Raw genomic sequence first — 24590 nt, forward strand, 5'->3', positions numbered from 1 at the left:
GCCGTCTGTTCGTTCATGCCGTCTGTCCGCCCGGTTCGTGAAGCCCCCGACGGACCGGACATCCTCGTAAGGAGTTCCAGTGACCACGTACGTCATCACCGTTCCCGGCACGTTCGTCCGCAGCGTCTCCGACGCCGCGCGCTCCGACATCGAGGACAGGCTCCGGCCTCGTGATCCGCAGAACACGGACCTGGGCGAGAGCGAGGAACTGAGCCTGCTGACCGTCGAGGAGGGTGGCATGTTCTCGGCCAGGATCGAGGTCGAGGCGGCGGACCGCTCCAGCGCCGAGAGCGAGGCGGTGGGGCTGGTGTCGAAGGCTCTGCGCGACAGCGGATTCACCGAGGACGACGCCCCGCTGGGGCAGGCGGTCGTGACCGGAATCGACAGCGAGTTCTGAGAAGGCACAGCCCTCCACAGCCGGGCAGGTACCCGCGCCGAAGACCGCACTGACGCCGAAGACCGACCATGCGCCGAAGGCCGGGCCGGCGATTGCCCTGCGCCGAGTGGATCAGCCCTCGCGCAACGGCTGAAAGTGTCCGTCGACGGTGATGAACTCACAGCAAACAATGGTCAATTCAAGCCGTTGTCTTGTCACTTCCATGACAACCCTGTGCGAGTGGTGTCACTCTGCTGTGGAACATTCACTGTTCGTTCACATCATCGCACCTCTCACACCTCCCACGTCCCCCACTCGTACATCCCCGCACCCTCACGTCGCACGCGTCGTCGCGTCCTCGGACGCCGGCGCGTGTCGGCTCGTGCGGCGCTCCTTCCCGCTCTACCCCCCATTCCGGACCGGCTGCACCCAGTCGGTCCGCTCGCCGCCGGCCCTCACCAGGGGCCGGCTGTCGCAGGAGGAGAAGACCTTGTCCGGGTATCACCGTTCCACCCACCGGCGCAGACGCGCCGCGGCCCTGGCCCTCACGACCGCGAGCTCGCTGCTCGTTCTCGGAGTCCAGGCCGGACCCGTATCCGCCGCACCGGCGGATCCCGGTTCTTCGAAGATCACCGCCACGCCACGCGCCGGTGCGGCCCAGACCGAACTGTCGCCCGCCAAGCGCGCCTCGCTCCTCAAGAGCGCGACCGCCACCGCCGGCGACACGGCCGAGCAACTCGGCCTCGGCTCGCGGGAGAAGCTCGTCGTCAAGGACGTCATCAAGGACGCCGACGGTACGACCCACACCCGGTACGAGCGCACCTACGCGGGACTCCCGGTCCTCGGCGGCGACCTGGTGCTGCACCTGAAGAACGGCCGGACCACCACGTCCAAGGCCACCCGCGCCACCATCGCGGTGCCCACCACCACGCCGAAGATCACCGCGAGCCGTGCCGCCACCAAGGCGCTCGCGATCGGCAAGGCGGCCGACGTGGAGCGGTCCGAGGTCGAGGGCAAGCCCCGGCTCGTCGTCTGGGCCGCCGCCGGGTCCAAGCCGACCCTGGCCTGGGAATCCGTCGTCGAGGGGTTCCAGGAGGACGGCACACCCAGCGAACTGCACGTCGTCACCGACGCGGCCTCCGGCAAGGTCGCCTCGAAGTACGAGAGCGTGCACACCGGCACGGGCACGGGCCAGTACAACGGCTCTGTTCCGATCGGCACCACGGCGTCCGGTTCGTCGTACCAGATGGTCGACGGGGATCGCGCGGGACAGCGCACGTACGACCTGAACCAGGGAACCTCCGGGACGGGCACACTCTTCACGGATGACAACGATGTCTGGGGCGACGGCACCCCGGGCAACCGGCAGACCGCCGGTGTGGACGTCGCCTTCGGGGCAGCCGCGACCTGGGACTACTACAAGGACGTTTACGGCCGCAACGGCATCCGCAACGACGGAGTCGCCGCCTACAGCCGCGCCCACTACGGCAACAACTACGTGAACGCGTTCTGGCAGGACTCCTGCTTCTGCATGACGTACGGCGACGGGGCGGGCAACGCCAAGCCGCTGACCTCGCTGGACGTGGCGGCCCACGAGATGACCCACGGTGTCACCAGCGCCACCGCCAACCTGACGTACTCGGGGGAGTCGGGCGGCCTGAACGAGGCGACCTCCGACATCTTCGCCGCGGCGGTGGAGTTCGACGCCGGTCTGGACGCCGACGTCCCCGACTACCTGGTCGGCGAGAAGATCGACATCAACGGCAACGGCACGCCGCTGCGGTACATGGACAAGCCCTCCAAGGACGGCTCGTCCCGCGACAACTGGGACGCCTCGCTGGGCAGCATCGACGTCCACTACTCCTCCGGTCCTGCGAACCACTTCTTCTACCTGCTGTCCGAGGGCAGCGGAGCGAAGACCGTCAACGGGGTGAACTACGACAGCCCCACCGCCGACGGCGTCCCGGTCGCGGGCATCGGCATCGAGAACGCGGCCCGGATCTGGTACCGGGCGCTGACCACGTACATGACGTCCTCGACCAACTACGCGGGCGCCAGGGTCGCGACCCTGCAGGCCGCGGGTGACCTCTTCGGTGCCTACAGCGACACCTACCTCGCCGTCGCCGCCGCCTGGGCGGGCATCAACGTCGGCGACCGCATAGCGCTGGGCGTCAACGTCGCCCCGATCGACGACCAGACCTCCGGTGTCGGCCAGGAGGTGTCCCTGCAGATCGACGCCTACACGACCAACGCGGACGCGACGCTGACCTACGAGGTCACCGGCCTGCCCGACGGCCTGACCGCGAGCGACAGCGGGCTGATCACCGGCGTCCCGACCACGACCGGCACCAGTGACGTCACCGTGACGGTGACCGACAGCACGGGTGCGACCGTGTCGGACACCTTCGAATGGCGGGTGGCGTACGTCTACGGCAACTCCACCCGGGTCGACATCCCCGACCTCGGTGCCGCGGTCGAGTCGCCCGTCACCATCACGGGCCGCCCGGGCAACGCCTCGGCGGCCACGGAGGTGTACGTCAACATCGTGCACACCTACCGGGGTGACCTGACGGTCGATCTGATCGGCCCCGACGGGACGGTGTACTCGCTGCTGAACCGGAGCGGCGGTTCGGCGGACAACGTGAACCAGACCTTCGTCGTGGACGCCTCGGCGCAGCCGGTCGACGGCACCTGGAAGCTGCGGGTCCGTGACGTGGCGTCGATCGACGTCGGCTACATCCAGCAGTGGAGGATCACTCCCTGACCCACTGCCCGCTCTCACGCCCGCCCGGACCGCGCCATGGTCCGGGCGGGCGTTCGCGTCGTACCTTCCAGTCCCATGTTCCGGTCGCCCGCTCTTGCTGTGGCGTGTCCGCTCTCGCCTCTAGCCTCGGTGGTAGAGATGTTCCTCGGGGCTCCGGCCACGGAGGCAGCACAGGAGAGGCGGACCGATGGACCACTACGATCTCGGCACCCACAGCCGGCCCGTGACGACATCGTCCCCCGAGGCTCAGAAATGGTTCGACCGCGGCCTGGTCTGGTCGTACGCCTTCCATCACGAGGAAGCCGTCTCCTGCTTCGAGGCGGCCGTGGCGGCGGATCCCGACTGCGCCATGGCCCACTGGGGCATCGCCTACGCCCTGGGCCCCAACTACAACAAGCCCTGGGAGTTCTTCGACGGCGAGGACCTGGCCCGTACCGTCGACCGCACCCACGCCGCCGTCGAGCTCGCGCAGGAGAAGGCGGCCGGCGCCACCCCCGTCGAACAGGCGCTGATCGGCGCGCTGAGGGCCCGCTATCCGCAGGCGGAGGCGGTCGAGGACTGCTCGGTGTGGAACGAGCCCTACGCCGACAGCATGCGGGCCGTGTACGAACTCGCACCCGACGACCTCGACATCGCCACGCTCTACGCCGACGCGCTGATGAACCTCACCCCCTGGCAGCTGTGGGACCTGCGCACCGGCGAGCCGGCCGAGGGCGCGCGGACGCTCGACGCGAAGGCGGTCCTGGAACGGGCGATCGACACCGAGGCGGGGGCGCGCCATCCGGGCATCCTGCACATGTACATCCACCTCATGGAGATGTCCTCGGCCCCCGAGACCGCGCTGCCCGTCGCGGACCGGCTGCGCGGCCTGGTCCCCGACGCGGGGCACCTGCAGCACATGCCCACACACCTGGACGTGCTCTGCGGCGACTACCGGCGCGTGGTGTCCGACAACAGCACGGCCATCGTCGCCGACGAGAAGTACCGCGCGAGGGCCGGGGCCATGAACTTCTACACCCTGTACCGGTCGCACAACTACCACTTCAAGATCTACGGCGCGATGTTCCTCGGCCAGTCGAAGACCGCCCTGGAGACCGCCGCCCAACTCGAAGCCTCCATCCCGGAGGACCTGTTGCGAGTGCAGAGCCCGCCCATGGCGGACTGGCTCGAAGCCTTCCTCGCCATGCGGGTCCATGCACTGATCCGGTTCGGCCGCTGGTCCGACATCGTGGAACTGCCGCTGCCCGCCGACCCGAAGCTGTACTGCGCGACGACCGCGATGCTCCACTACGCCCGCGGGGTCGCGTTCTCGGCCACCGGCCGGATCGGCGCGGCCGAGGCCGAGCGCGAACTGTTCCGCGAGGCGGTCACCCGGGTTCCGGAGACGCGGATGCTGTTCAACAACACCTGCGCCGACATCCTCGCGATCGCCTCGGCGATGCTCGACGGCGAACTGGAATACCGCAAGGGCAACCACGAGGCCGCCTTCGCCGCCCTGGAACGGTCCATCGAACTGGACGACAACCTTCCCTACGACGAGCCGTGGGGCTGGATGCAGCCCACCCGCCACGCGTACGGCGCCCTCCTCCTCGAACAGGGCCGCGTCGCGGAGGCCGAAGCCGTCTACCGGGCCGACCTGGGCCTGGACGACACGCTGCCTCGCGCCCTGCAGCACCCCGGCAACGTCTGGGCCCTGCACGGCTTCCACGAGTGCCTCGTCCGTCTGGGCAGGGCGGGGGAGGCGCGGATCGTGGCCCAACAACTGAAGATCGCCACGGCGTTGGCGGACGTACCGGTCGAGGCGTCCTGCTTCTGCCGCCTCAAAGCGGTCAACGGCGGTGCCGGCGAGGGGTGTTGCTGAAGTTCACCGACCCGATCCCTCAGCGGGGCCGGTCACTCCTGGACAACAGTGAGGGCGACGAGTGAGGCAGGGCGTGCGGCCGATGTGATGACCCGTAGTGCCACGTAGCGGGCGGTGCGGTCGGTGCGCAGGACACCACGCGCCGACAGCCGCGCCGCGCCGCTGTACGTGCGGCCGTCCAGGCTGAACTCGACCTGGGACGCCGGGGCATGGCCTCCTCGCCACTGGGTCCGGATCTCGGTGATCTGCTGTTCGGCACCCAGGTCGACGACCATGCGACCGTCGGGACCGGGCGACCATGCGGTGCCCGCGTCACCGTCGACCGCGGCCCTGGGGTCCGTCATACCGGGTGGCAGTGGTGCGGTCGGGAAGGTGGTGCGGCCGAGTGCCAGGTCGGCGAGGGGGTACGCCGTGGCGCGCGGCACGGTGACGGTGGTCGTGCGACCCGCCCGGACCGTGGCGTCGACGCTCTTGCCCTGCGCCGAGACGGTGACGCGGCAGGAGGGGCCGGTGAGTCGTACGGTGCGGCCGTCACGCACCTCGGCGCGGAGCCCGACAGGAATGCGGCCGCCGGAGAGGACGATGCGCGCAGGCGCCAGGGCGGCAGAGGCGGCGGGCAGTTCGGCGTGGAAGGCCGTGCCCGATTCGGTGACGGTCTGAACGCCTTGGTAAAGGCGGATTCCCCCGGCACCCGAACCCGGGATCGTCACGGTGGTGGTCACGGAGTCCGACGAAAGGTTGAACAGGCTCAGGTAGTGGTCCGTGAGGGCTGCCTTCACCTGTGCGGACTGCGTCGAGGGGGTCTTGCGGGCGGCCGCGGTACGCAGTTCCTCGGGCGATGCGCCGGGGAGTGCCTCGACCAGCACGCTCGCGGCCGGTCCGTCGGAGAGGACGACCGTGTCGCCGTACACCGAGATCGGGTTGGCGCCGCCTCGCACGAGAAGCCCCGCGCGGCCGTCGATGTCCAGCCATCCGCCGCGGCTGGTGAGGTCCGGTCGCGGCCAGGCGCCCAGTTCGGTCCACTGCTGCCCGTCGACCGATCCCTGCATCCGGTACGCACGGCCCGCCGCGGCCTCCCAGCGAAGCGTCACCCGGTCCACGTCCCGGGACGCGCCCAGGTCGACCGCGATCCAGCTGTCCGCCCGTGGACGGTCCGCGCGCGACACCGCCCAGCGGCTTGCGGCGTCACCGTCGACGGCGAGCCTGGGCTCCCTGCCCGGGTCGAAGGAGGAGGCGGAGGCCGTCGACCCGGCCTCGCGCGCCAGGTCGGGGCCCGAGGCTCCGTCACGTATCTCGAAGGCGTACAGCGAATAGCCGTACGACGGGTCGGGGCGCACCCCGAGCATGCGCAGATGACGGAACCGGGCACGCGGAAAGGTGAGTTCGTCGACGCGTGGGCCGGCGGACGTGGTGGCACCGCTCCCGGCCGCGACCGTTGTGCTTCCCTCGGCCGCCCGATAGGTGCGCTTCCCGTCCAGCCCCGGCATCCCGGGCATGGTCAGGTTGCGCACCTCCAAGTGGCCCTCGCCGTACGCCGTTCCGGAGGTCGCGTACACGACGGCACCGGACGGCAACGTGGTGAACCCCGCGTATCCGCTGTCCAGCGTGAGCAGGGTCGCGCTGCCGTCGAACCCGTCCCGCGGCCGCGAGTACGTGAGGACCGAACGCCCGGTGACCTTGGCGCGGGTGCTCGGCAGGAACATCGGTGTCGTACCGCTGAGTGCGAACAGCCAGTCGTCGTGGGCCGGTTGCCAGGCGAACTTCACGAAGCCGGACTTGCTGACGGCACCGGACCACGCGCCCGGTGACTGATGGGAGACGAGGCCGGGACCCGGGCCGTAGTCGGTGACGCCGCTCGCCCGCTCGAAGAGCTCGCGCTGTGACAGGGGACGCACGGGTGCCTGCCCCGACCGGGACCGCCACTCGTGCAGCAGGTAGCTGATGGCCAGTTCGGCCCGGGCCTCCGGCTCGTACTTGGACTCGCCCGAGAACTTCGCCAGGCGGTACTGCGGCGGGTACTCCTGGTACGCCTCCAGGCGCTCGGCCAGGGCCACTTCACAGCGGGCCGCCGCACGGTCGCCGACGACCTGGGCCAGGAAGGCGAGCGGAATGACGTCCCGCCCGTAGAGGTGCTCTCGATCGGCGACCATCGGCATCAGGGGCTCTCCGGCGTCGCTCATCACGCCGAGCAGGGTGTGCCACAACGGCCCGGCGTTCGGTTGTGCCGTGAACACCTCGGGCAGGGCGCGGCCCGCGGCGAGGAAGTGGGCACTGTTGCGTCCCGAGGTACGCCAGAGTTCTTCCTGATAGTGCGGGCCGAACGAACCGTGATTCTCGACGATGAACGTGTCATAGAGGTTCTGCGCGGTGTTCGCGCTGACGGCGACCCCGTCCACGCGGGCCGGGTTGGCGAGGTCGGCGGCCGGCAGTCCCGCCTCGTTGCGGCTCCACCGGCCGAAGGCGGCGCGCCATGCGTCGTGCCGCGGATCGTCGCTCGCCCAGGCCAGCCCTGGAGCCAGTGACTGGGTATAGACGCCCATCTCCTCCAGCTTGGTGTCGCCTTCGAATCCCCCGGTCAGGCCATGAGGGGTCCAGTCACCGGAGTCGGGATCGTCGCCCGTGCCCAACTGCGTGGTGAACTGCGCCTGTTCGCGGGCGATGGTGTCCACGTTCCGGCGCGTCGCCTCGTCGAGGTCGTCCCACAACAGGCGGGCCGCGAGCACGAAGTACGACTGGAACGTGGTGTCCCAGAACAGCTTTCGCCCCCACTGGGTGCCGCCGGTCAGCCGGTTGGATGCCGCGAAGTGCTTCACGGTGGCGACGGTCCTGGCGCGCAGGGTGTCCTTGTCGACTCCGGCACGCTCGGCGTCGTACGGGCCCCGGGTCAGCAGGACGGCGTTGCCGAGTACGACGGCAAAGCCGAAGTCCTTGTCCGTGTAGTGGCCTTGGGCCGGGTTCCATTGCTGTTCCGACCACCGGGTGTGGGAGAGCAGGACGCGGTAGTACGTGTCGGAGACCGGGTCCCCTCCTGGGGCGGCAGCGGTTGTCGCGGCGGAGGCCCGGCCCGAACCCAGAGCGAGCGGGAGGCCGGTCACGATGCCGGAAGCGCCGAGGAGTTGCATGGCTCGACGGCGTGTGAACCCCACGGCGTGCTGCGGCATGGACGCAACCTTTCGACAACGTTGTCAGAGCGTGCGGTCATTCTGTGGTCGCCCCGTCCGCACGTCAAGACTCTCGGAGTCCCTTGCGGCGCTCACCGCGTTCGGCCAACTACCGACGGGGGCGACGTACATGAACGGCGGCAAGACCTCATCGCGACCGCCGCCGGAACACTGCAGACCACAGTGGAACATTTGTCCGGTGAGGGTCCGTGATCTCTCAGAACTACTCGTGCATGCGAGTGCGAAGCGTGACGCCTTCAGGACCGGGGCGCGGAGGAGGCGGTGGTGCCGGAACGGGAACGGTTGGCGCGGATCTCGTCGTGGTGGTCGGCCGCCCAGCCGATCAGCTGCTTGACGATCTCGTTCAGGCCGCCGCCGAGCGGGACGAGCGCGTACTCGACGCGCGGTGGCACCTCGGCGTAGGCGGTACGGCTGATCAACCCGTCCTCTGTGAGGTGGCGCAGGGTGTGGGTCAGCATGCGCTGGGAGATGCCCGGGATCTGGCGCTGCAAGTCGGTGTAGCGCATCGGGCCGCCCTCCAGGACGGCGATGATCAACATGCTCCACTTGTCGCCCACCCGGTCGAGCACCTGGCGGATGAAGTCCATGTGATCGGCGGGGATGCTCGCGCACGGCCCGACCGAAGCCGCCATCCCGGTACCCGCACTGTCCTGCATAGCGCCCGTTCCTCTCCGTCGCGCACACCCATGTGCCTTTTGTACGGCCTTCAATACTGGCTCATAGTGGCGTTACGAACAAACAGTAGGAATTGGAGGAGATCATGCAGGTGCAGATCTGGTCCGAGATCGCCTGCCCCTGGTGCGGTCTGGGCAGCCATCGGTTGGATCGGGCCGTGGAGCGATTCGAGCACAGCGGCCACGTAGAGGTCGTCCACCGCTCGTTCCCTCTGGGCAGTGGCCTCCCCGAGGACCGCACGCTCAGCGTCCGCGAATTTTTGTCGGCCAAGTACGGCGTCATCCCCGGGCAGGCCGGCGTACCGGATATCGATGGCATGGCCGCCGCCGAGGGCCTGGCCCCCTACCGGGTCCTGGACAACCGAGTCGGGAACACCGACCTGGCCCACGAGTTCCTGGCCCACGCCTCCGCCGAAGGCAGGAACGGCGAGGCCTGGAACATGATCTTCCGCGCCTACTTCGGCAAGGCCGAGTCGATCTTCACGCTCGACGACCTGCTTGGGTTCTCCGACGATCTCGGCCTGGACCGCGACCGGACCCGCCAGGTACTCGCCGACCGGCGCTACCGCCGTCAGGTACAGGAAGACGCGCACCAGGCGCGGCAACTCGGGGCGAGCGGCGCCCCCTTCACCGTCATCGACGACCGGTACGCCGTTGCAGGAGCGCAGGACACCGACACCCTGCTCGGCATCCTGTGCCAGGTCTGGGACGAGACCCACCCGACCGTTCTCGATGCCGACAACGACGCGGCGATCTGCGGCCCGGACGGCTGCGCCGTTCCCGACGCCCAGGCCTGATCCACGCGCCCGATCCACACGCCCGATCCACACGCCGGCCGGGCATCCGATCTCCGCATGTCCCGGCGGTCACAACACGAATCACAACACGAAAGAGATCTCACCGTGCCCACTCTCGCCATCGTCGGCGCCGGCCCCGGCATGGGCCTGGCCATAGCCCGCACCTTCGGCAGCCGCGGCTTCGACGTCGCCCTGATCGCCCGTACCAAGGAGAAGCTGGAAACGCTGGTCGCCCAGCTCGGCCAGGAAGGCATCACGGCAGCCGCGTTTCCCGCCGACATCCTCGACCGCGCCTCACTGACCGATGCCCTGGACGCGGCCAAGGCCCGCTTCGGCGGCATCGACGTACTGGAGTATTCGCCTGCCCCGCACTCCCCGGTGCCCGGCCTCACCCTGGCCGTTCCCTCGGAGGTCACGGTGGACAATCTGCAGCCGATGATCGAGTACGGCTTCTACGGCGCCATCACGGCGGCCCGGACGGTACTGCCCGCGATGCGCAAGGCGGGCGCCGGGACCCTGCTGTTCACCACCGGCGGCGGTTCCGTGGACCCGGTGCCGATGTTCGGCAACGCCAACGCGGCCCAAGCGGCTTTGCGCAACTGGGCGATCAACCTGAACAAGGAACTGGCCGGCAGCGGCGTGCACGCCGCCCACGTGGTGATCAACGTCTGGATCGGCGGGGGCGGCCCGGAAGGCAGCCCGACGGCCACGCCCGAGCAGATCGCCCCCCTGTACTGGGACCTGCACGAGAACCGCGACCGCTCCGAGGCCGTCTTCAACGCCTGACAGTGAGGATTGGTGATGGCACCGCTCGGGGTCTGACTCTTCGCCTGACTGACGCTCCTGCTGTCCTTGGCTGGAATCGTCGGCCTTCCGGGCTTGGTCGCCGTCGTCCAGAGGCCAGGGGAAGGCGGTCCTTGGCGCTGACGGGGCCAGAACGCTGGACAGGGTCCTGGAGTGCTCGCCGGGCTGGTGACGTGCGGCTTCTCAGGGGAACGGTCTCAGTGGTTGAGACTTCATCCACCCGGATGAGAGTTTGGTAAGGCTTGCCTTATATGCTGACGCAGCCCTCGCTGCCGTCCCTGCGTGCCGAGGAGTGACCACCTCTTCCGCACGACAGGACCTGCCATGCGAACCACCTCCCGCGGCCTCTTCGCGGCCCTCGCTCTCACCCCGCTGCTGGCTGGCTGCTTCGTGTCCGGCGAAGGTGGCTCGGACACAGGCGGCGAAGCGGGATCGGGCGGTCGGCTGAGGGTGGCCCTCGCGGTGCCACCGGTGCAGGCACTGTCCCCGTACAGCAACGACGCCACCGTGCTCAGCAAGCTCGCCGTGGCCGAAGGCCTCACGGCGCTGAACCAGGACGGGGCCGCCACGCCCGCCCTGGCGAAGTCCTGGACCTCGAAGAACCCCACCACCTGGACCTTCGAGCTCCGCAAGGCCACGTTCCAGGACGGCACCGCCGTCACCGCCGAGTCCGTCGTCAACGCGCTCGAACACGCCGGCGAGGCCAGGCCCAAGCCTCGCGTCCTCAGTGACGTGACCCTGACGGCCACGGCGGAGGACGCCGACACTGTCACGATCAGTACGAAGACGGCCGACCCGGTGCTCCCCCTGCGGCTGGCCAGCCCCGCGCTCGGCATCCTCGCCCCGAAGGCGTACGCGAAGAACGGCACCGTCAGCCCGGTCGGCACCGGCACCGGTCCCTTCGAGATCACAAAGCTCACCGGGAAGACCAAGGTCTCGGTCGACCGCTACGACGACTACTGGGGCGGCAAGGCCAAGGCGACCGGTATCGACGTCACCTGGATCGCCGACGGCACCGCCCGCGCCAACGCCCTGCGCGGCAAGGACGTCGACATCGCCGAGTGGATACCCACCGCCCAGGCGAAGCTGCTGGCCAAGGACACCCGCCACGACGTGCCCTCCGTCCGGACCGACAGCCTGGTCCTCAACACCCGCAGCGGCCTCTTCACCGACCCCGCGCTGCGCGCTGCCGCCCGCGAGGCCGTGGACGGTTCCGCCCTCGTCGACTCGGTCTTCGGCGGATACGCCGACCCCGCTCAGGGCCTGTTCGGGCCCGCCGTCCCCTGGTCCGCCGACAACCGTGTCGCGGTGACCGGCCGCGCCGAAGCTGCGACCACCGCACAGGTCAAATCGAAGACCAAGGACAGGACCCTGCGCCTGGCCACCTACACCAACCGCGCCGAACTCCCCGAAGCCGCGACCGTACTGCAGCAGCAGCTGGAGAAGGCCGGGTTCACGGTGAAGCAGGACGTACGCGAGTACACGCAGATGGAGACCGACCTCCTCGCGGGCAGGTACGACGCCCTCGTCTTCTCCCGCGTGACCCTGCTCGACACCGGCGACGCGGTCGCCTATCTGGCGAGCGACTACACCAGCAACGGCGTCTACAACATCCCAGGACTCAAGGACCCCGAGGTCGACCGGGCCATCAAGTCCGCCGCCGAGGAGGCGGACACGGCCCAGCGGCAGAAGAAGGTCATGCGGGCCGAGGCGGAGATCCTGCGCACCGACGCCGTCGTGCCGCTGGTCCACGAGAAGGTCGTGCAGGGGATCAGCACGGAGGTCGAGGGCGTCCTCCTCGACCCCCGCGAGCGCTCCCTGGTCGACGTCGACACGCGTGTGAAGTAGCGGCCGTGAGCGTCACATCGGGCGGTGCGGACACCCGCCCGGTCCGGTGGCGCGCGGGGGTCGCCCGCGTCGCCGCCGGTACCGCGCTGCTGACGGCCGTGGCCCTGCTGCCCTGGCTGTCCGGGACGGACCCCGCGCTGACCGTCCTGCGGGCCCGCTCCGCCGACCAGGACCCGACCCCCGGGCAACTGGCCGCCATACGTGAGCAACTGAGCCTCGACGAAGGACCGTTCGCACATCTGGTGCACTGGCTGGGCGGACTGCCGCGCGGGGAGGCGGGCACGTCCTGGGTGTCGGGCGAACCGGTCCTGCCCGAGGTCACGTCCGCGTTCGCGGTCTCCTTCACGCTGATGCTCGGCGCACTCGTGGTTACGATCGCGGTGGCCGCGCTCGTCTGCGCCCGTACCCTGCATCTCGGATCCCGGCGACGGCTGCGACAGGCACGGGCAGGCACCGGGGCCGCGGTCCTCGCCGCTCTGCCCAAGTTCCTGCTCGCCTCACTGCTCGCCACCGTGTGCGGCGTGTGGCTGGGCTGGTTCCCCTCCAGCGGCTGGGAGGGGCCACAGGCCATGGTGCTGCCCGCGCTCGCCCTCGGCATACCGTCCGGGGCGATGATCGGCGGTCTGCTCGACCAGTCACTGCCCGCGGCCTTCAACGAGCCTTGGGCGCGGACCTGGCACGCCTTCGGCTTCTCGACCGGCCACATCGCGCGGCACGCACTGCGCCGCACACTGGCCGGTGTGCTCCCGCAGCTCCTGCCGACCGTCGTGGCCCTGGTCGGCGGTGCGGTCGCGGTGGAGAAGATCTTCAACATCCCAGGGCTCGGCCGGCTCGCCCTGGACTCCGCGGTGGCCCAGGATCTCCCGCCGTTGCAGACCACGACCCTGGTCCTCGTCCTCCTCGGCATCGCCGCCGGACTGCTCATCCAGGCCCTGCGTCACGCACTCCTCGGCCCCGCCCTGCGGGACGGCGCCCTGCCCGCCCTGCACCCGCCGGCCCTCCCGCGACAGCGCGCCACACTCTGGGTGGCCGGATTCTGTGCCGTCGCCCTGCTCGCTCTGGTCGTGAGCGGGCTGCTGCGTGACCCCCTGCACGTGGACACAGCGGCGCGACTGCTGCCTCCCTCCACCGCGCACCCGCTGGGCACCGACGCGCTCGGTCGCGATCTGCTGGCCCGGCTGGGGCACGGGGCGGCGCGTACTGCGGGCGTGGCCCTCGCGGTGTCGGCGGCCAGCACCCTCATCGGGCTGCTGCTCGGCATGGCCGCACAGGTGGGCGCGGGCCTGACCGAAGTGGCGGCGACGCTGCCGGCCGTCCTCGCCGGACTCCTGACGACCGCCGTGACCGGGCCGTCGGTCTGGGGCGCCGCGTGCGCCGTGTGCCTGGTCGGATGGACCCCGTACGCCGCCCAGACCGCTGCACTGCTCGAACAGGAACGCGCGAGCGGTCACATGCTCGCCTCGATCTCGTTCGGCGCCGGCCAGCGATACCTGCTGCGCCACCACCTGCTGCCCGCGGTCCTGCCCTCGGTCCTGCGCAACGCCCTGCTCCGGCTGCCCACCGCGGTCCTCGTACTGGCCTCCCTCGGCTTTCTCGGTCTGGGCGAGCAGCCGCCCACTCCGGAATGGGGCCGTCTCCTGTCGGAGAACCAGCCGTACGTGGAACTGGCCCCCTGGACCGTACTCGGCCCGGCCTGCGCCCTCGTCCTCCTCTCAGTCCTGGCCGTGTCCGGCACGGCGTTGGGACGACGCGGAACCCGACGCCACACCCCCGGGCGCGGAACCGAACGACGCCGGCTCCCCGCCGTCCGGTCTCGACCCGGTTCGTCACCTGGCCGCCCTCGGGCACCCGGAAAGTAGCCGTGGCTGTAGAGCGTCAGCGTCCCGTTCCAGCGGGCGGGCACTCGCCCGAGGGCACCTGTCCTTCCTGATGCACCCCGACCAGGCCGTACAGTTCATCGCGGTACGCGACGTCGGCCGCAATTTCGCCGCGGTCTTCGGCTCATCCGATCGCTACGCCGGCCGCACCATGGAGATCGCCGGTGACGCTCTCACCGGCAAGGCCGTGGCCGAGCATCTGCCCCAGGCCGCCGGCCGGGCGATCAGCTGCAGCCGTCTGCCGACGACCGTGCTGGCACGGGAAGGGGTGCCGCAGCAAGCCGCGGCAGTCGGAGCGCAACCACACGCAACAACTCGGTTCGGTTCCAAGCTCCGCAACCACCGAGGGGCGATGGTCGGACCTCTGACTTGTTGAATCGGATCCAGACGCACGGTCTGCAGCCGTAGCGTCCAGGGTGCCGGTCAGCATGGGCTCGCGTGACCTCATGACGCCCCAACTCGGGCTGGCGCATGATGAGTTTGCCGCCGTTGGCCGGCACCCGCGCGGTGTGGTTCGACAGGGGGAACAGCCATGCCGGGCCCGGAGGCCGGCGGCCCTCTTGCAGGGCCGCGGAAAACATCACGGCGGAGCCGCCCTCAGCGCAGGTGGCGGGCGGTGATCTCCGTTGCTGTCTCGGTCACCAGCCGCCCCAGCTCGTCGAGCCGGCCGGGTTCGAAGCGGGAGTCGGGCAGCGAGATGGCCACGGCGGCCAGCGGGACGCCGTCACCGTCCAGGACGGGTGCCGCGATGGCGCAGATCCCCTGGAGGTACTGGTTGTGGTTGACGGCGTAGCCACGCTCTCTGACCCGCTGGAGCTCCGTGCGCAGCTCCTGGGGGTCGGTGATGGTCTCGTCGCCGTACCCCTCGAACGTGCCCGTGGCGAACTCGTCGACCTCGGGATTCGGGAGCTGGGCGAGGATCGCGTGCCCGGTGGCCGTGGCGTGCAGCGGTGAGGTGTCGCCGATCGGGTGGAAGGTCCGAACGGCGTGGTCGCAGTCGACGCGGTCGACGACGACCATGCTGTGCAGTGCGTCGGGTACCGAGAGATGGATGGTCTCGTTGACCGTGTCCCGGAGTCGGATCATGGGTTCGCGGGCGGCGGCGAACAGGCTGGAGCCCTGGAGAGCGGCGGGTCGTACGGCGAGGATGCGGGCGCCGATCTCCCAGCGTGTGGTGTCCCTGCGGTTGGCCCTGAGCCAACCCGCCTCGTTGAGGGTGACCAGGGTGCGCTGCACGGTCGACTTGGGCAGGCCGAAGAGCTTCGTCAACTCCCCGACGGTGACCGGCTGATGCTGGGCGACTGCCTCCAGAATGCGCAGCGATCTGGTCACGCTCTTCATTTCCATCCGGGGCCCCCGACAGTCGCGTGGCTTCGTCGTGCCCACCGTGTGACTCCCTCCCCGGAGCCGCGGGCATAATTCATGCCGGATTCTAGCATGGCGTTCCACGATATGGCATGGCGTCGGGGGCCGGCCGGAGCCGCCATGACCTTCGCGGCCGTGGACGGCGGGAGCGGCCCCGCCCCGCCGTGCCGGGTGGCAGCCCTGGGCCTGCGCATCCCCTGGCATGCGGCGAGGGCAGGCCCGCACGCTCCGACGCGCGCAAGCCGGCCCTCGCCGGTCCGGGGCCCTTTTGGGCCGCCGCCTTCCGTCAGCCGCCCAGTAGGCGTCCGCTGATCTCCTTCGCCGTGCCGGCGACGTGGCCGCCCCACTCGGACTCCCGGTCCGCGTCGTACCGGGAGTCGGGCATCGAGACCGCCACGGCGGCCAGCGGTGTCCCGCTTTCGTCGAGCACGGGTGCGGCGAGGGCGCAGACGCCCGGCCGGTACTGATTCCGGTTAACCGCGTAGCCGTGGGTGCGGATCCGGTCGAGCTCGGCGCGCAGTTCGTCGGGGTCGGCGGGGGTCGTGTCGCTGAAGCGCTCCAGGCCCTGAGCGACGAGTTCCTCGACGTCCCGATTCGGAAGCTGGGCGAGGATCGCGCGCCCCACGGCGGTGGCGTGCAGCGGTGAGGTGTCGCCGATGGTGTGGAAGGTCCGTACGGGGTGGTCGCAGTCGAGGCGGTCGACGACGACCATGCTGTGCAGTGCGTCGGGTACCGAGAGATGGATGGTCTCGTTGACCGTGTCCCGGAGTCGGATCATGGGTTCGCGGGCGGCGGCGAACAGGCTGGAGCCCTGGAGGGCCGCGGGTCGTACGGCCAGCACCCGGGCGCCGATCTCCCAGCGCGTGGTGTCCCTGCGGTTCGCGCGCAGCCAGCCCGACTCGGCCAGGGTGACCAGGGTGCGCTGCACGGTCGACTTCGGCAGGCCGAAGAGCTTCGTCAACTCCCCGACGGTGACCGGCTGATGCTGGGCGACCGCCTCCAGGATGCGCAGCGATCTGGTCACGCTCTTCATTTCCATCCGATTTCCCCCCGTTAATCCTCGGAACTTCTGATGAACACCCTCTTGACTCCCCTCCGAGCCGCTGTCATTCTCGTGCCAGATTCTAGCACAGCGTTCCACAATGTGGCACGGCCCAGCGGATGGATCCCGAAGAAGTGGCCGGCACCGCGAGACACGGCGGCTGTGAGCCGAGGGCCCGAAGAAGGGGCCCGGCCCCCGTCCAAACCGACTCGAATCGATCAGCCTCATGTCGGGCGCTCAGCATGCGCCCCGACGATACGAAAGGAAAGTCCTGTGTCAGCTGCCAGGAAGCGCGTCGCCGTCGTCGGCGTCGGAACGATGGGCAGCCAGGCCGCCTGGCGGCTGGCGGCCCGGGGCGCCGAGGTTGTCGGGTACGACCGGTTCGCCCCCGGCCACGACCGCGGTGCCGGCGGGGGCGAGACCAGGATCTTCCGCAGCGCGCACTTCGAGGACTCCCGCTACGTCCCGCTGCTCAAGCACGCGGACGCCCTGTGGGAGCAGCTGCAGCAGGAGACCGGCCGCGAGCTGCGACGGCTGACCGGGTGTCTGCTGATGGGGCCGACCGGGCACCACCAGATGGCCACCGTCCTGGAGTCCATCGCGGAGCACGACCTCGACCACGAGGTGCTGGATGCCGAGCTTCTGGCGAAACGATTCCCCCAGTACCGCACCGAGGACGGCGACGCGGCCGTGCTCGACCGCCGCGCCGGGTTCATCCGCCCGGAGCTGACCATCCAGACCGCCGCCCGCCGCGCCGAGCAGCTGGGCGCGGTGATCCACCGCTACAGCACGGTCCGCGAGATCGTCCCCGTCGCGGGCGGCGTCGAGATCCGCACCGACTCCGGCAGCGAGCGCTTCGACACCGCCGTCGTCACCCCCGGACCGTGGATCAACGACCTGCTGCCCGACCTGCCGTGGGAGGTGGACGTCCGCCGCCTCGTCAGCGCCTGGTACGTGCCCACCACGCCCGAGGCCTGGTTCGGCGAGGAGCGCCCGGCGTTCATCCGGACCGCGCCCACCCACTGCTACGGCCTGCCCTCCCCGGACGGCATCTCGGTCAAGCTCGGCCTGTCCCGCGCCCTGCACCAGCCGGCGGGCGACCCGAACCAGCTGGACCGGACGGTGCGGCCGGAAGAGCTGGAGATCTTCTCCGAGTTGATCGGGCGTCACGTGCCGGACCTGCACCCGGACCCGACCCGGCTCTCCGTCTACATGGAGGGCTACACCGAGAGCAGCCGCCCCCTGGTCGGCCCCCTGCCCGGTGCCGAGAACGTGATCCTGCTCGCCGGCTTCTCCGGCCACGGCTTCAAGCTCTCGCCCGCCTTCGGCGACATCGCCGCCGACCTGGCGCTGGACGGCTCCTCGCCCCAGCCCATCGACTTCATCTCCACCGTCGGCCGTACGGAGGCATGACCATGAACGACACCACCCTGTCCGTGGGCTCCCTTGAGGCCCAGCCCGGCACCAAGGCCCGCGGCACTCTCCAGGCCGACCTCGGCACCCTCACCGCGGACATTCCGCTGACGCTGGTCAACGGCTCCCGCCCCGGCCCCCGGGTCGTCATCACCGCGGGCGTGCACGGCGGCGAGTTCACGCCCATCGACGCCGTCGTACGACTGGCCGACGCACTGGACCCCCGCGAGGTGCGCGGACAGGTGATCATCTGCCCCGTCGCCAACCCGCCCGCCGTGTACCAGGGCCGGCTCAACATCTCCCCGGTCGACGGCGTGAACCTCAACCGCGTCTTCCCCGGCGACCCGGCCGGCGGCCCCACCGAGCGGTTGGCCGCCTGGCTCTTCGCCCATCTCGTCGACGGCGCCGACGTCTACATCGACCTGCACTGCGGCGGCATCGACCAGGTTCTGAGCGACTTCGTCGGCTACCGCCTCACCGGTGACCCGGACCTCGACAAGGCCACGGCCGAACTGGCAGGCTCCTTCGGCATCGAGGACGTCATCCTCGGACTGAAGGCCGACGGCGGCAACAGCCACGCGGCCGCCGCCCGCCGGGGCATCTCGGCGGTACTGGTCGAGGTGGGCTCACTCGGGCAGCGGGACGAACCCACGGCCATCCGCCGCGTCGACGGGCTCCTCACGGCACTGCGCCACCTGGGCGTCCTCGACCAGAACGGCTCCGCCCCGGCCCCGATCCGCGAGTGGGTCTGGTCTGCCGGCGTCACCGCCGAGGCCACTGGCCTGTGGTACCCGGAGTTCTCCTTCGACGCCGACGTCATCGGCGAAGTAGCCGAGGGTGACCTCCTGGGCCGCATCGTCGACCCGGCCGACGGCACGGAGCACACGGTCCACGCACCGGCCGGTGGACGCGTCTTCTACGGCATGCACGGTCTCACCGTCGCCCCCGGCGCCGAACTCGCCGCCCTCGCCGTGCCGTGGGACCCCGACACGGCTCCGAGCCCCGACACCCTCCGAACCCCCGGCGCGGGCCACGGATCCGACGAGGCGGCCCCCCGCCCGTAGCGCCCCCGCCCGTAGTGCCCCCCGCCCGCAGCGCCCCACACCCCCTGCCCCCCTTCCCAGCAGCACCACCCCCAGGAGGCACACCATGAGAGACGCCCGGATAGACCGCCGGCTGTTCCTGCGCGGAGTCGGCGGAGTCACGGCGGGTCTCGCCGCCGCGTCCGCCCTGAGTGCCTGTGGCACCGGAAGCAGCCGCAGCACGACCGCCGGCAGCGGCAAGAGCTCCAAGACACTCGTCGTGCGCAACAGCGGTGGCACGTATGGCGAGGCCAACCAGAAGGCGGTCTACGACGCGTTCACCAAGGAGACCGGCATCCAGATCAAGGTGGTGAACATCGCGTACGCGCAGCTGCTCGCTCAGATCAAGCAGGGCCGCCCGCAGTTCGATGTGATCGACACCTCGATGGCCGACGTGGTGCGCTTCAAGGACGAGGACGCGACCGAGGCGCTCGACTACGACCGGTTGAAGAGCGCCAAGAACACGGGCATCGCCGACTCCCTGATGATGACCCACGGCATCGGCAAGAACTACTGGGCCAGCGTCATGGCGTACCGCACCGACTCCTTCGACGGCAAGAAGCCCGAGAGCTGGGCCGACTTCTGGGACACCAAGGCGTTCCCCGGCAGCCGTGCTCTCCAGGCCCGGGACGCCGACCTGCCCGAGCTGGAGTTCGCCCTCCTCGCCGACGGCGTTCCCCCGGACAAGCTGTACCCGCTCGATGTCGAGCGCGCTTTCAAGTCCCTCGACAACATCCAGGGATCCGTCCGCAAGTTCTGGGACACCGGTGCCCTCCCCGGTGTGCTGCTCGGCCGCAAGGAGGTCGTCGCCACCAGCGTCTGGCACGGCCGCCTCGACGCCCTGATCAAGGGGGGCGCGCCGCTCGCGTACCAGTGGAACGGAGCCCGTCGGCAGAGCAACGGCTTCTGCATCCCCAAGGGGGCCGCGAACCTCGATGCCGCCTACCAGCTCGTCGACTTCGCACTGCGGCCCGACATCCAGGCCGCCTACGCCGAGGTCTATCCGATGGCCCCGGTGGTGCCCGCCGCCTACAAGAAGCTCTCCTCGGCCGCCACCGACAACCTGGCCAGCTCGCCCGAGCACCTGAAGTCCGGGTTCGACCTGGACGTCGAGTGGTGGATCAAGAACGAGGCGGCCGTGTCCAAGCGCTGGCAGGAGTGGGTCAATGCCTGAGCTGAACCTGAAGTCCCAGCACGCTTCGTCCCCGGCGGTCTCCCCGCAGCCGGGGACCGGTACCGGAAAACCCCTCTCCGTCACGGACCTGCGCAAGACGTACAGCGGCGTGACCGCTGTCGACACGGTCTCGATGGAGATCGCGGGCGGCGAGTTCGTCACCTTCCTGGGGTCCTCCGGCTCCGGCAAGACCACCACCCTGATGATGATCGCCGGGTTCTGCGAGCCCGACTCCGGCAGCATCGTCGTCGGCGGCCGTGACGTGACCCGCCTCGCCCCGCAGAAACGCGGCCTCGGCTTCGTCTTCCAGCAGTACCTGCTCTTCCCGCACATGACGGTCTGGGAGAACGTCGCCTTCCCGCTCCAACTGCGCGGTGTGCCCAAGGCGGAGCTGCGCCGCCGGGTCGGCGAGACCCTGGAGATTGCCGGACTCTCGGCCATGGCCCGCCGCCGGCCCCGCGAGCTGTCCGGCGGCCAGCAACAGCGTGTCGCGCTCTGCCGGGCGCTGGTCTACCGGCCGCCGGTCATCCTCATGGACGAGCCGCTCGGCGCGCTCGACAAGAAGCTGCGCGACCAGCTACAGACCGAGATCAAGCGCATCCAGCAGGAACTCGGCCTGACCGTCATCTACGTGACGCACGACCAGGAGGAGGCCTTGGTCCTGTCCGACCGTATCGCGGTGATGCGGGACGGACTGATCGACCAGTTCGACACCCCGCGCGAGCTCTTCGAGCGCCCGCGCACTCCGTTCGTCGCCGACTTCCTCGGCGCGGCCAACTTCCTCCCCGGCACCGTCCAGCAGCAGACGTCCGAGCAGACCCTCGTACGGCTGGACACGGGAGGCCTGCTCAACGCCCGCTCGCAGGGGGGAGCGGAGGGAGCCCAGGTACGGGCCGCGGTGCAGCCGGGCCGGCTCCGGCTGTGTACGCCGGGCGACGGGTTCTGTACCGGGACCGTCGAGACGGTCACCTATGTGGGAACCCTCGTCCGCGTCACCGTCCGCCCGGCGGGCGACGCCGCCACCGGCCTCGTACGGCTGGAACTCCCGGCCGGACAGGCCCCGGTCATCGGCGAACAGGCCAGCCTGACCGCCGACCCCGACGACGTCAGCGTGTTCGCGGTGGAAGGAGGTGGGTGACATGGCCGGATCCGTTCTCGCCCCCGCGCCTCCTGCCCCGGGTCCCAAGGCCCCCGCGGCCTCCCAGGGACGACTGCGCCGCGCGCTGTCCGAGCGCCGCACCCGCTTCGGGCTGCTCAACGCCGCCCCCGTGGTCGTCTATCTGCTGGTGCTGTTCGTCTACCCGATCTTCAGCACCCTGCTCCTCAGCCTCAAGAGCGAGGACGGTGGCTGGACGCTGCACTGGTACGCGAACGCCCTCCAGGGCTCCAACCTGAAGGTCCTCCTCACCACTCTGCGGATCTCCGCCGAGACCTCGCTGCTCAGCCTGGCCATCGGCTTCATGCTGGCTGCCGCCGTCTCCCGGCTCAAGCCGATGTGGGCAGGCTTGGTGATGATCATCGTCATCGTGCCGCACTTCATCAGCGCCCTGGTGCGCACCTACGGCTGGATCATCCTGCTCGGTGAACACGGTGTCATCAACAACGCTCTGACGGACCTGGACGTCCCGGGTGCTCCGTTCCAGATGCTCTACAACGAACTCGGCGTGGTCATCGGCACCACCTCGGTGATGCTGCCGTACACCGTCCTGCTGCTGTACGCGGTCATGAAGGGCATCGACCGCCGACTGCCGGCCGCCGCGGCGAGCATGGGCGCGGGACGGCTGACGATCTTCCGCCGGGTCTACCTGCCGATGGTCGCTCCCGGCCTGATCAACGCGGGCATCCTGTGTTTCATCCTCTGCCTTGGCTACTACCTCACTCCTGCCCTGATGGGTGGCCCGAAGCAGACCATGGTCGCCTCGCTCATCAGCGAGCAGGTGATGAAGCAGAGCCAGTGGAACGGCGCCGCCGCGCTCGGCATCATCCTGCTGCTCCTCACCTTCGTGGGGCTGCTCCTGCTGCGGCTGATCAAGGTCGTCGGCGAGGCAGCGAAGAACAGGGGTACGTCATGATCGCGCTGCGTTCCACACTGACGGGGCGGATCGTCCTGACGGTTCTGTCCACGCTGGTGCTGCTCTTCCTCGCCCTGCCGATCGTCCTCATCGTCGTGACCTCCTTCGGCAGCGACGCGTTCGGGTCCTTCCCGCCGGACTCCTGGACGCTCGGCTGGTACGAGCAGCTGTTCGCCGACGGCAGCAAGTGGCCGGCCGCGCTCTCCCTGAGTGCCCTGGTCGCTTCGCTGACCACCGTGTTCTCGCTCGTCCTGGGCATGACCGCGGCGACCGCCCTGGTGCGCAGCAAGCTGCCGCTGCGCTCGGCCGTCTACGGCCTGGTCCTGGCGCCCCTGGTGATCCCGCAGGTCGTCATCGCCCTTGGCCTGTTTCTTCTCTTCGAGCCGGCCTCGATGCTCGGCAGTCCGATCGCCCTCGCGCTGGGCCACACCGTGCTGGCCTCGCCGATCGCCGTGATGATCCTCATGGCCACGCTGCAGGGCATCGACGAACGGCTGGAGGACGCGGCGGCCAGCATGGGCGCCGGCCGTCTCACCGTCGCCCGGCGCATCACGCTCCCGTTGGCCATGCCCGGGATGATCGCCGCCGCGATCTTCTCCTTCATCACCAGCTTCGACGAGTTCTTCATCTCCATGTTCCTGTCCTCGGTGGACACCACGACCCTGCCCGTCCAGATGTTCAACGTCCTCCAGTTCGATGTCGACCCGTCGGTGACGGCCGTCAGCGCGCTGCTCATCGCGGTCGCCGTCGTGGCGCTGGTCCTGGTCGCCGCGGTGCGCCGACTGGGCGTCGGCAAACAGGAGGGTCTGCTGCCGACGGAGCCGGGGATGGGTCTGTCCGCGGGGAGCGAGGCGTCATGATCACCAGCACCCGCTCTTCGGCCGGTGAACTGTCCGCCACCGCGGCCCGGCACCTGCTGCTCCACATGACCCCCAACGGTTCGCTGGGCCCGGAGGGCGAGGACCTCTTCGTCGTCCGGTGCGGGGAGGGCCCGTACGTCGAGGACGCCGACGGCAGGCGCTACGTCGACGGCCTGTCCGGGCTGTACTGCTGCCAGCTCGGCTACTCCTACGGCCCCGAGTTCGCAGAGGCGGCGGAGAAGCAACTGCGCGAGCTGTGCTACAGCTCGCTGTGGACCGGCTCCGCGCACCCGACGGCGATCGAACTCGCCGAGCGGCTGTCCCGGATCGCCCCCGTCGACATCGAGCACACCTTCTTCTGCGGCGGCGGCGCCGAAGCAGTGGAGACCGCCTGGAAGATCGCCCGCCGCCACCACGCCCTGAACGGCGAACCCGGCCGCACCAAGGCGATCGCCCGGCGCGGCGCCTACCACGGCCTGACCATCGGGGCCCTGTCCCTCACCGACGACCCCGGCTTGACGGACCCGTACGGTCCGCCGGCGATCGACACCCGGTTCGTGTCGAACACCAGCCGCTTCGGTCTGGCACCGGAGTTCGCCGACGACACCGCCTTCACCGCGCACCTGCTGGCCGAGTTGGAGGCCGAGATCCTGGCCGAGCGCCCGGAGACGATCGCCATGCTGATCGCCGAGCCGGTGCAGAACCGGGGCGGCTGCATCACCCCGCCCCAGGGGTACTGGCAGGGGTTGCGGGCGCTGGCCGACCGGTACGGCTTCCTGCTCGTCGCCGACGAGGTGATCACCGCCTTCGGCCGGGTCGGGGAGTGGTTCGGCGGTGACCTCTACGGCGCCCGCCCGGACATGGTCACCGTCGCCAAGGGCATCACCGCCGGATACGCCCCGATGGGCGCCACCCTGGTGAGCACCCAGGTCGCCGAGGTCATCAACCGGCCCGGCGCGGTCCTCAACCACGGCTACACCTTCGCCGGGCACCCGCTGAGCGCGGCCATCGCCCTGCGCAACCTGGAGATCATGGAGCGGGACCGGATCCTGGACAACGTCCGCGGTCTCCAGGACAACCTGGCGAACCGCATGGCGGCCCTCACGGACCTGAGAATCGTCGGCGATGTCCGCGGCGCCGGGTTCTTCTACTCCTGCGAACTCGTCGGCGACCTCGACGGCGGCGGCTTCAGCGACCGCGCCCGGGCCGATCTGATCGTCGGCCTGATCCCGCGCCGACTGCGTGAAGCCGGCCTGCTGGCCCGCGTCTACAACCGCTCCGCGCCGCTGGTCCAGATCGCGCCCCCGCTGATCAGCGACCGCGCTCTCCTCGACCGTATCGCCGCGATCGTCGCCGGCACCCTCGCCGAGGCATCCGCCCGCCTTTGATCCACGTTTTT

General features: G+C 70.0%; 19 protein-coding genes. 15 read left to right on the top strand and 4 right to left on the bottom strand.

Translation table 11 applies throughout. The features are described 5' to 3' along the window. The first annotated feature begins 79 nt into the window (after positions 1–79). The 3 genes from OG718_RS49370 to OG718_RS49380 all read left to right on the top strand — a co-directional run bounded on the left by OG718_RS49370 (position 80) and on the right by OG718_RS49380 (position 5001). Positions 80–397, top strand: a complete 318-nt coding sequence (locus OG718_RS49370) for a hypothetical protein (RefSeq protein WP_143642270.1) — start codon at positions 80–82, stop codon at positions 395–397. Positions 398–866: 469 nt separating this feature from the next. Beyond that, positions 867–3140 (top strand): M4 family metallopeptidase, encoded by a 2274-nt coding sequence (locus tag OG718_RS49375; protein ID WP_328847290.1) that lies wholly within the window; start codon positions 867–869, stop codon positions 3138–3140. 187 nt (positions 3141–3327) lie between these two features. Next, positions 3328–5001, top strand: coding sequence for a hypothetical protein (locus tag OG718_RS49380; protein WP_328847291.1), 1674 nt, complete (start codon positions 3328–3330; stop codon positions 4999–5001). A gap of 32 nt (positions 5002–5033) precedes the next feature. Here the strand turns inward: OG718_RS49380 and OG718_RS49385 are convergent, their stop codons facing one another. Together OG718_RS49385 and OG718_RS49390 are read right to left on the bottom strand one after the other, a co-directional pair. After that, on the bottom strand, positions 5034–8162 hold the full coding sequence (locus OG718_RS49385) for a discoidin domain-containing protein (RefSeq protein WP_328847292.1): 3129 nt from the start codon (positions 8160–8162) through the stop codon (positions 5034–5036). A 257-nt stretch (positions 8163–8419) separates the two neighbouring features. Next, positions 8420–8839, bottom strand: coding sequence for a winged helix-turn-helix transcriptional regulator (locus tag OG718_RS49390; RefSeq protein WP_143642264.1), 420 nt, complete (start codon positions 8837–8839; stop codon positions 8420–8422). Positions 8840–8943: 104 nt separating this feature from the next. Here OG718_RS49390 and OG718_RS49395 point away from each other — a divergent pair, with 104 nt between their 5' ends. The 5 genes from OG718_RS49395 (at position 8944) to OG718_RS49415 (ending at position 14559) form a co-directional block, all read left to right on the top strand. Continuing rightward, positions 8944–9654 carry a DsbA family oxidoreductase gene (locus tag OG718_RS49395; RefSeq protein ID WP_328847293.1) on the top strand — a complete coding sequence of 237 codons (711 nt, stop codon included), beginning with the start codon at positions 8944–8946 and terminating at the stop codon, positions 9652–9654. A gap of 105 nt (positions 9655–9759) precedes the next feature. Next, positions 9760–10440: an SDR family NAD(P)-dependent oxidoreductase gene (locus OG718_RS49400; protein WP_328847294.1), complete on the top strand. Its 681-nt coding sequence runs from the start codon at positions 9760–9762 to the stop codon at positions 10438–10440. Positions 10441–10782: 342 nt separating this feature from the next. After that, a complete protein-coding gene (locus OG718_RS49405) occupies positions 10783–12306 on the top strand; it encodes an ABC transporter substrate-binding protein (RefSeq protein WP_328847295.1) in 1524 nt (507 codons plus the stop codon). Between the two features lie 5 nt (positions 12307–12311). Continuing rightward, complete coding sequence (locus tag OG718_RS49410) at positions 12312–14165, top strand: ABC transporter permease subunit (RefSeq protein ID WP_328847296.1); 1854 nt, start codon at positions 12312–12314, stop codon at positions 14163–14165. Positions 14166–14235: 70 nt separating this feature from the next. Continuing rightward, positions 14236–14559 (top strand): hypothetical protein, encoded by a 324-nt coding sequence (locus OG718_RS49415; protein ID WP_328847297.1) that lies wholly within the window; start codon positions 14236–14238, stop codon positions 14557–14559. Positions 14560–14780: 221 nt separating this feature from the next. Here OG718_RS49415 and OG718_RS49420 read toward each other — a convergent pair whose 3' ends face one another. Both OG718_RS49420 and OG718_RS49425 read right to left on the bottom strand, forming a co-directional pair. Beyond that, on the bottom strand, positions 14781–15524 hold the full coding sequence (locus tag OG718_RS49420; RefSeq protein WP_143642254.1) for an IclR family transcriptional regulator: 744 nt from the start codon (positions 15522–15524) through the stop codon (positions 14781–14783). Between the two features lie 310 nt (positions 15525–15834). After that, entirely contained in the window at positions 15835–16581 is a 747-nt protein-coding gene (locus tag OG718_RS49425; RefSeq protein ID WP_143642252.1) for an IclR family transcriptional regulator, read from the bottom strand. 282 nt (positions 16582–16863) lie between these two features. Between OG718_RS49425 and solA the strand changes: the two genes are divergently transcribed. The 7 genes from solA (at position 16864) to OG718_RS49460 (ending at position 24579) form a co-directional block, all read left to right on the top strand. Continuing rightward, the gene (gene solA / locus OG718_RS49430) at positions 16864–18003 is read left to right on the top strand and encodes an N-methyl-L-tryptophan oxidase (protein WP_328847298.1); all 1140 of its coding nucleotides are present in this window, start codon (positions 16864–16866) and stop codon (positions 18001–18003) included. Positions 18004–18005: 2 nt separating this feature from the next. Further along, positions 18006–19067, top strand: coding sequence for a succinylglutamate desuccinylase/aspartoacylase family protein (locus OG718_RS49435; protein ID WP_328847299.1), 1062 nt, complete (start codon positions 18006–18008; stop codon positions 19065–19067). Between the two features lie 85 nt (positions 19068–19152). Continuing rightward, the gene (locus tag OG718_RS49440; RefSeq protein WP_143642246.1) at positions 19153–20259 is read left to right on the top strand and encodes an ABC transporter substrate-binding protein; all 1107 of its coding nucleotides are present in this window, start codon (positions 19153–19155) and stop codon (positions 20257–20259) included. Then, positions 20252–21397 (top strand): ABC transporter ATP-binding protein, encoded by a 1146-nt coding sequence (locus OG718_RS49445; RefSeq protein WP_328847300.1) that lies wholly within the window; start codon positions 20252–20254, stop codon positions 21395–21397. The genes OG718_RS49440 and OG718_RS49445 overlap by 8 nt, the downstream gene beginning before the upstream one ends. A 1-nt stretch (position 21398) precedes the next feature. Beyond that, a complete protein-coding gene (locus OG718_RS49450; RefSeq protein WP_328847301.1) occupies positions 21399–22331 on the top strand; it encodes an ABC transporter permease in 933 nt (310 codons plus the stop codon). Beyond that, positions 22328–23191, top strand: coding sequence for an ABC transporter permease (locus tag OG718_RS49455; protein ID WP_143642241.1), 864 nt, complete (start codon positions 22328–22330; stop codon positions 23189–23191). Before OG718_RS49450 ends, OG718_RS49455 begins: the two co-directional genes overlap by 4 nt. Then, positions 23188–24579, top strand: a complete 1392-nt coding sequence (locus OG718_RS49460; protein ID WP_328847302.1) for an aminotransferase class III-fold pyridoxal phosphate-dependent enzyme — start codon at positions 23188–23190, stop codon at positions 24577–24579. The genes OG718_RS49455 and OG718_RS49460 overlap by 4 nt, the downstream gene beginning before the upstream one ends. Positions 24580–24590: the final 11 nt, after the last annotated feature.

Origin of the sequence: Streptomyces sp. NBC_00258 (assembly GCF_036182465.1) — a bacterium.
Classification (GTDB): Bacteria; Actinomycetota; Actinomycetes; order Streptomycetales; family Streptomycetaceae; genus Streptomyces.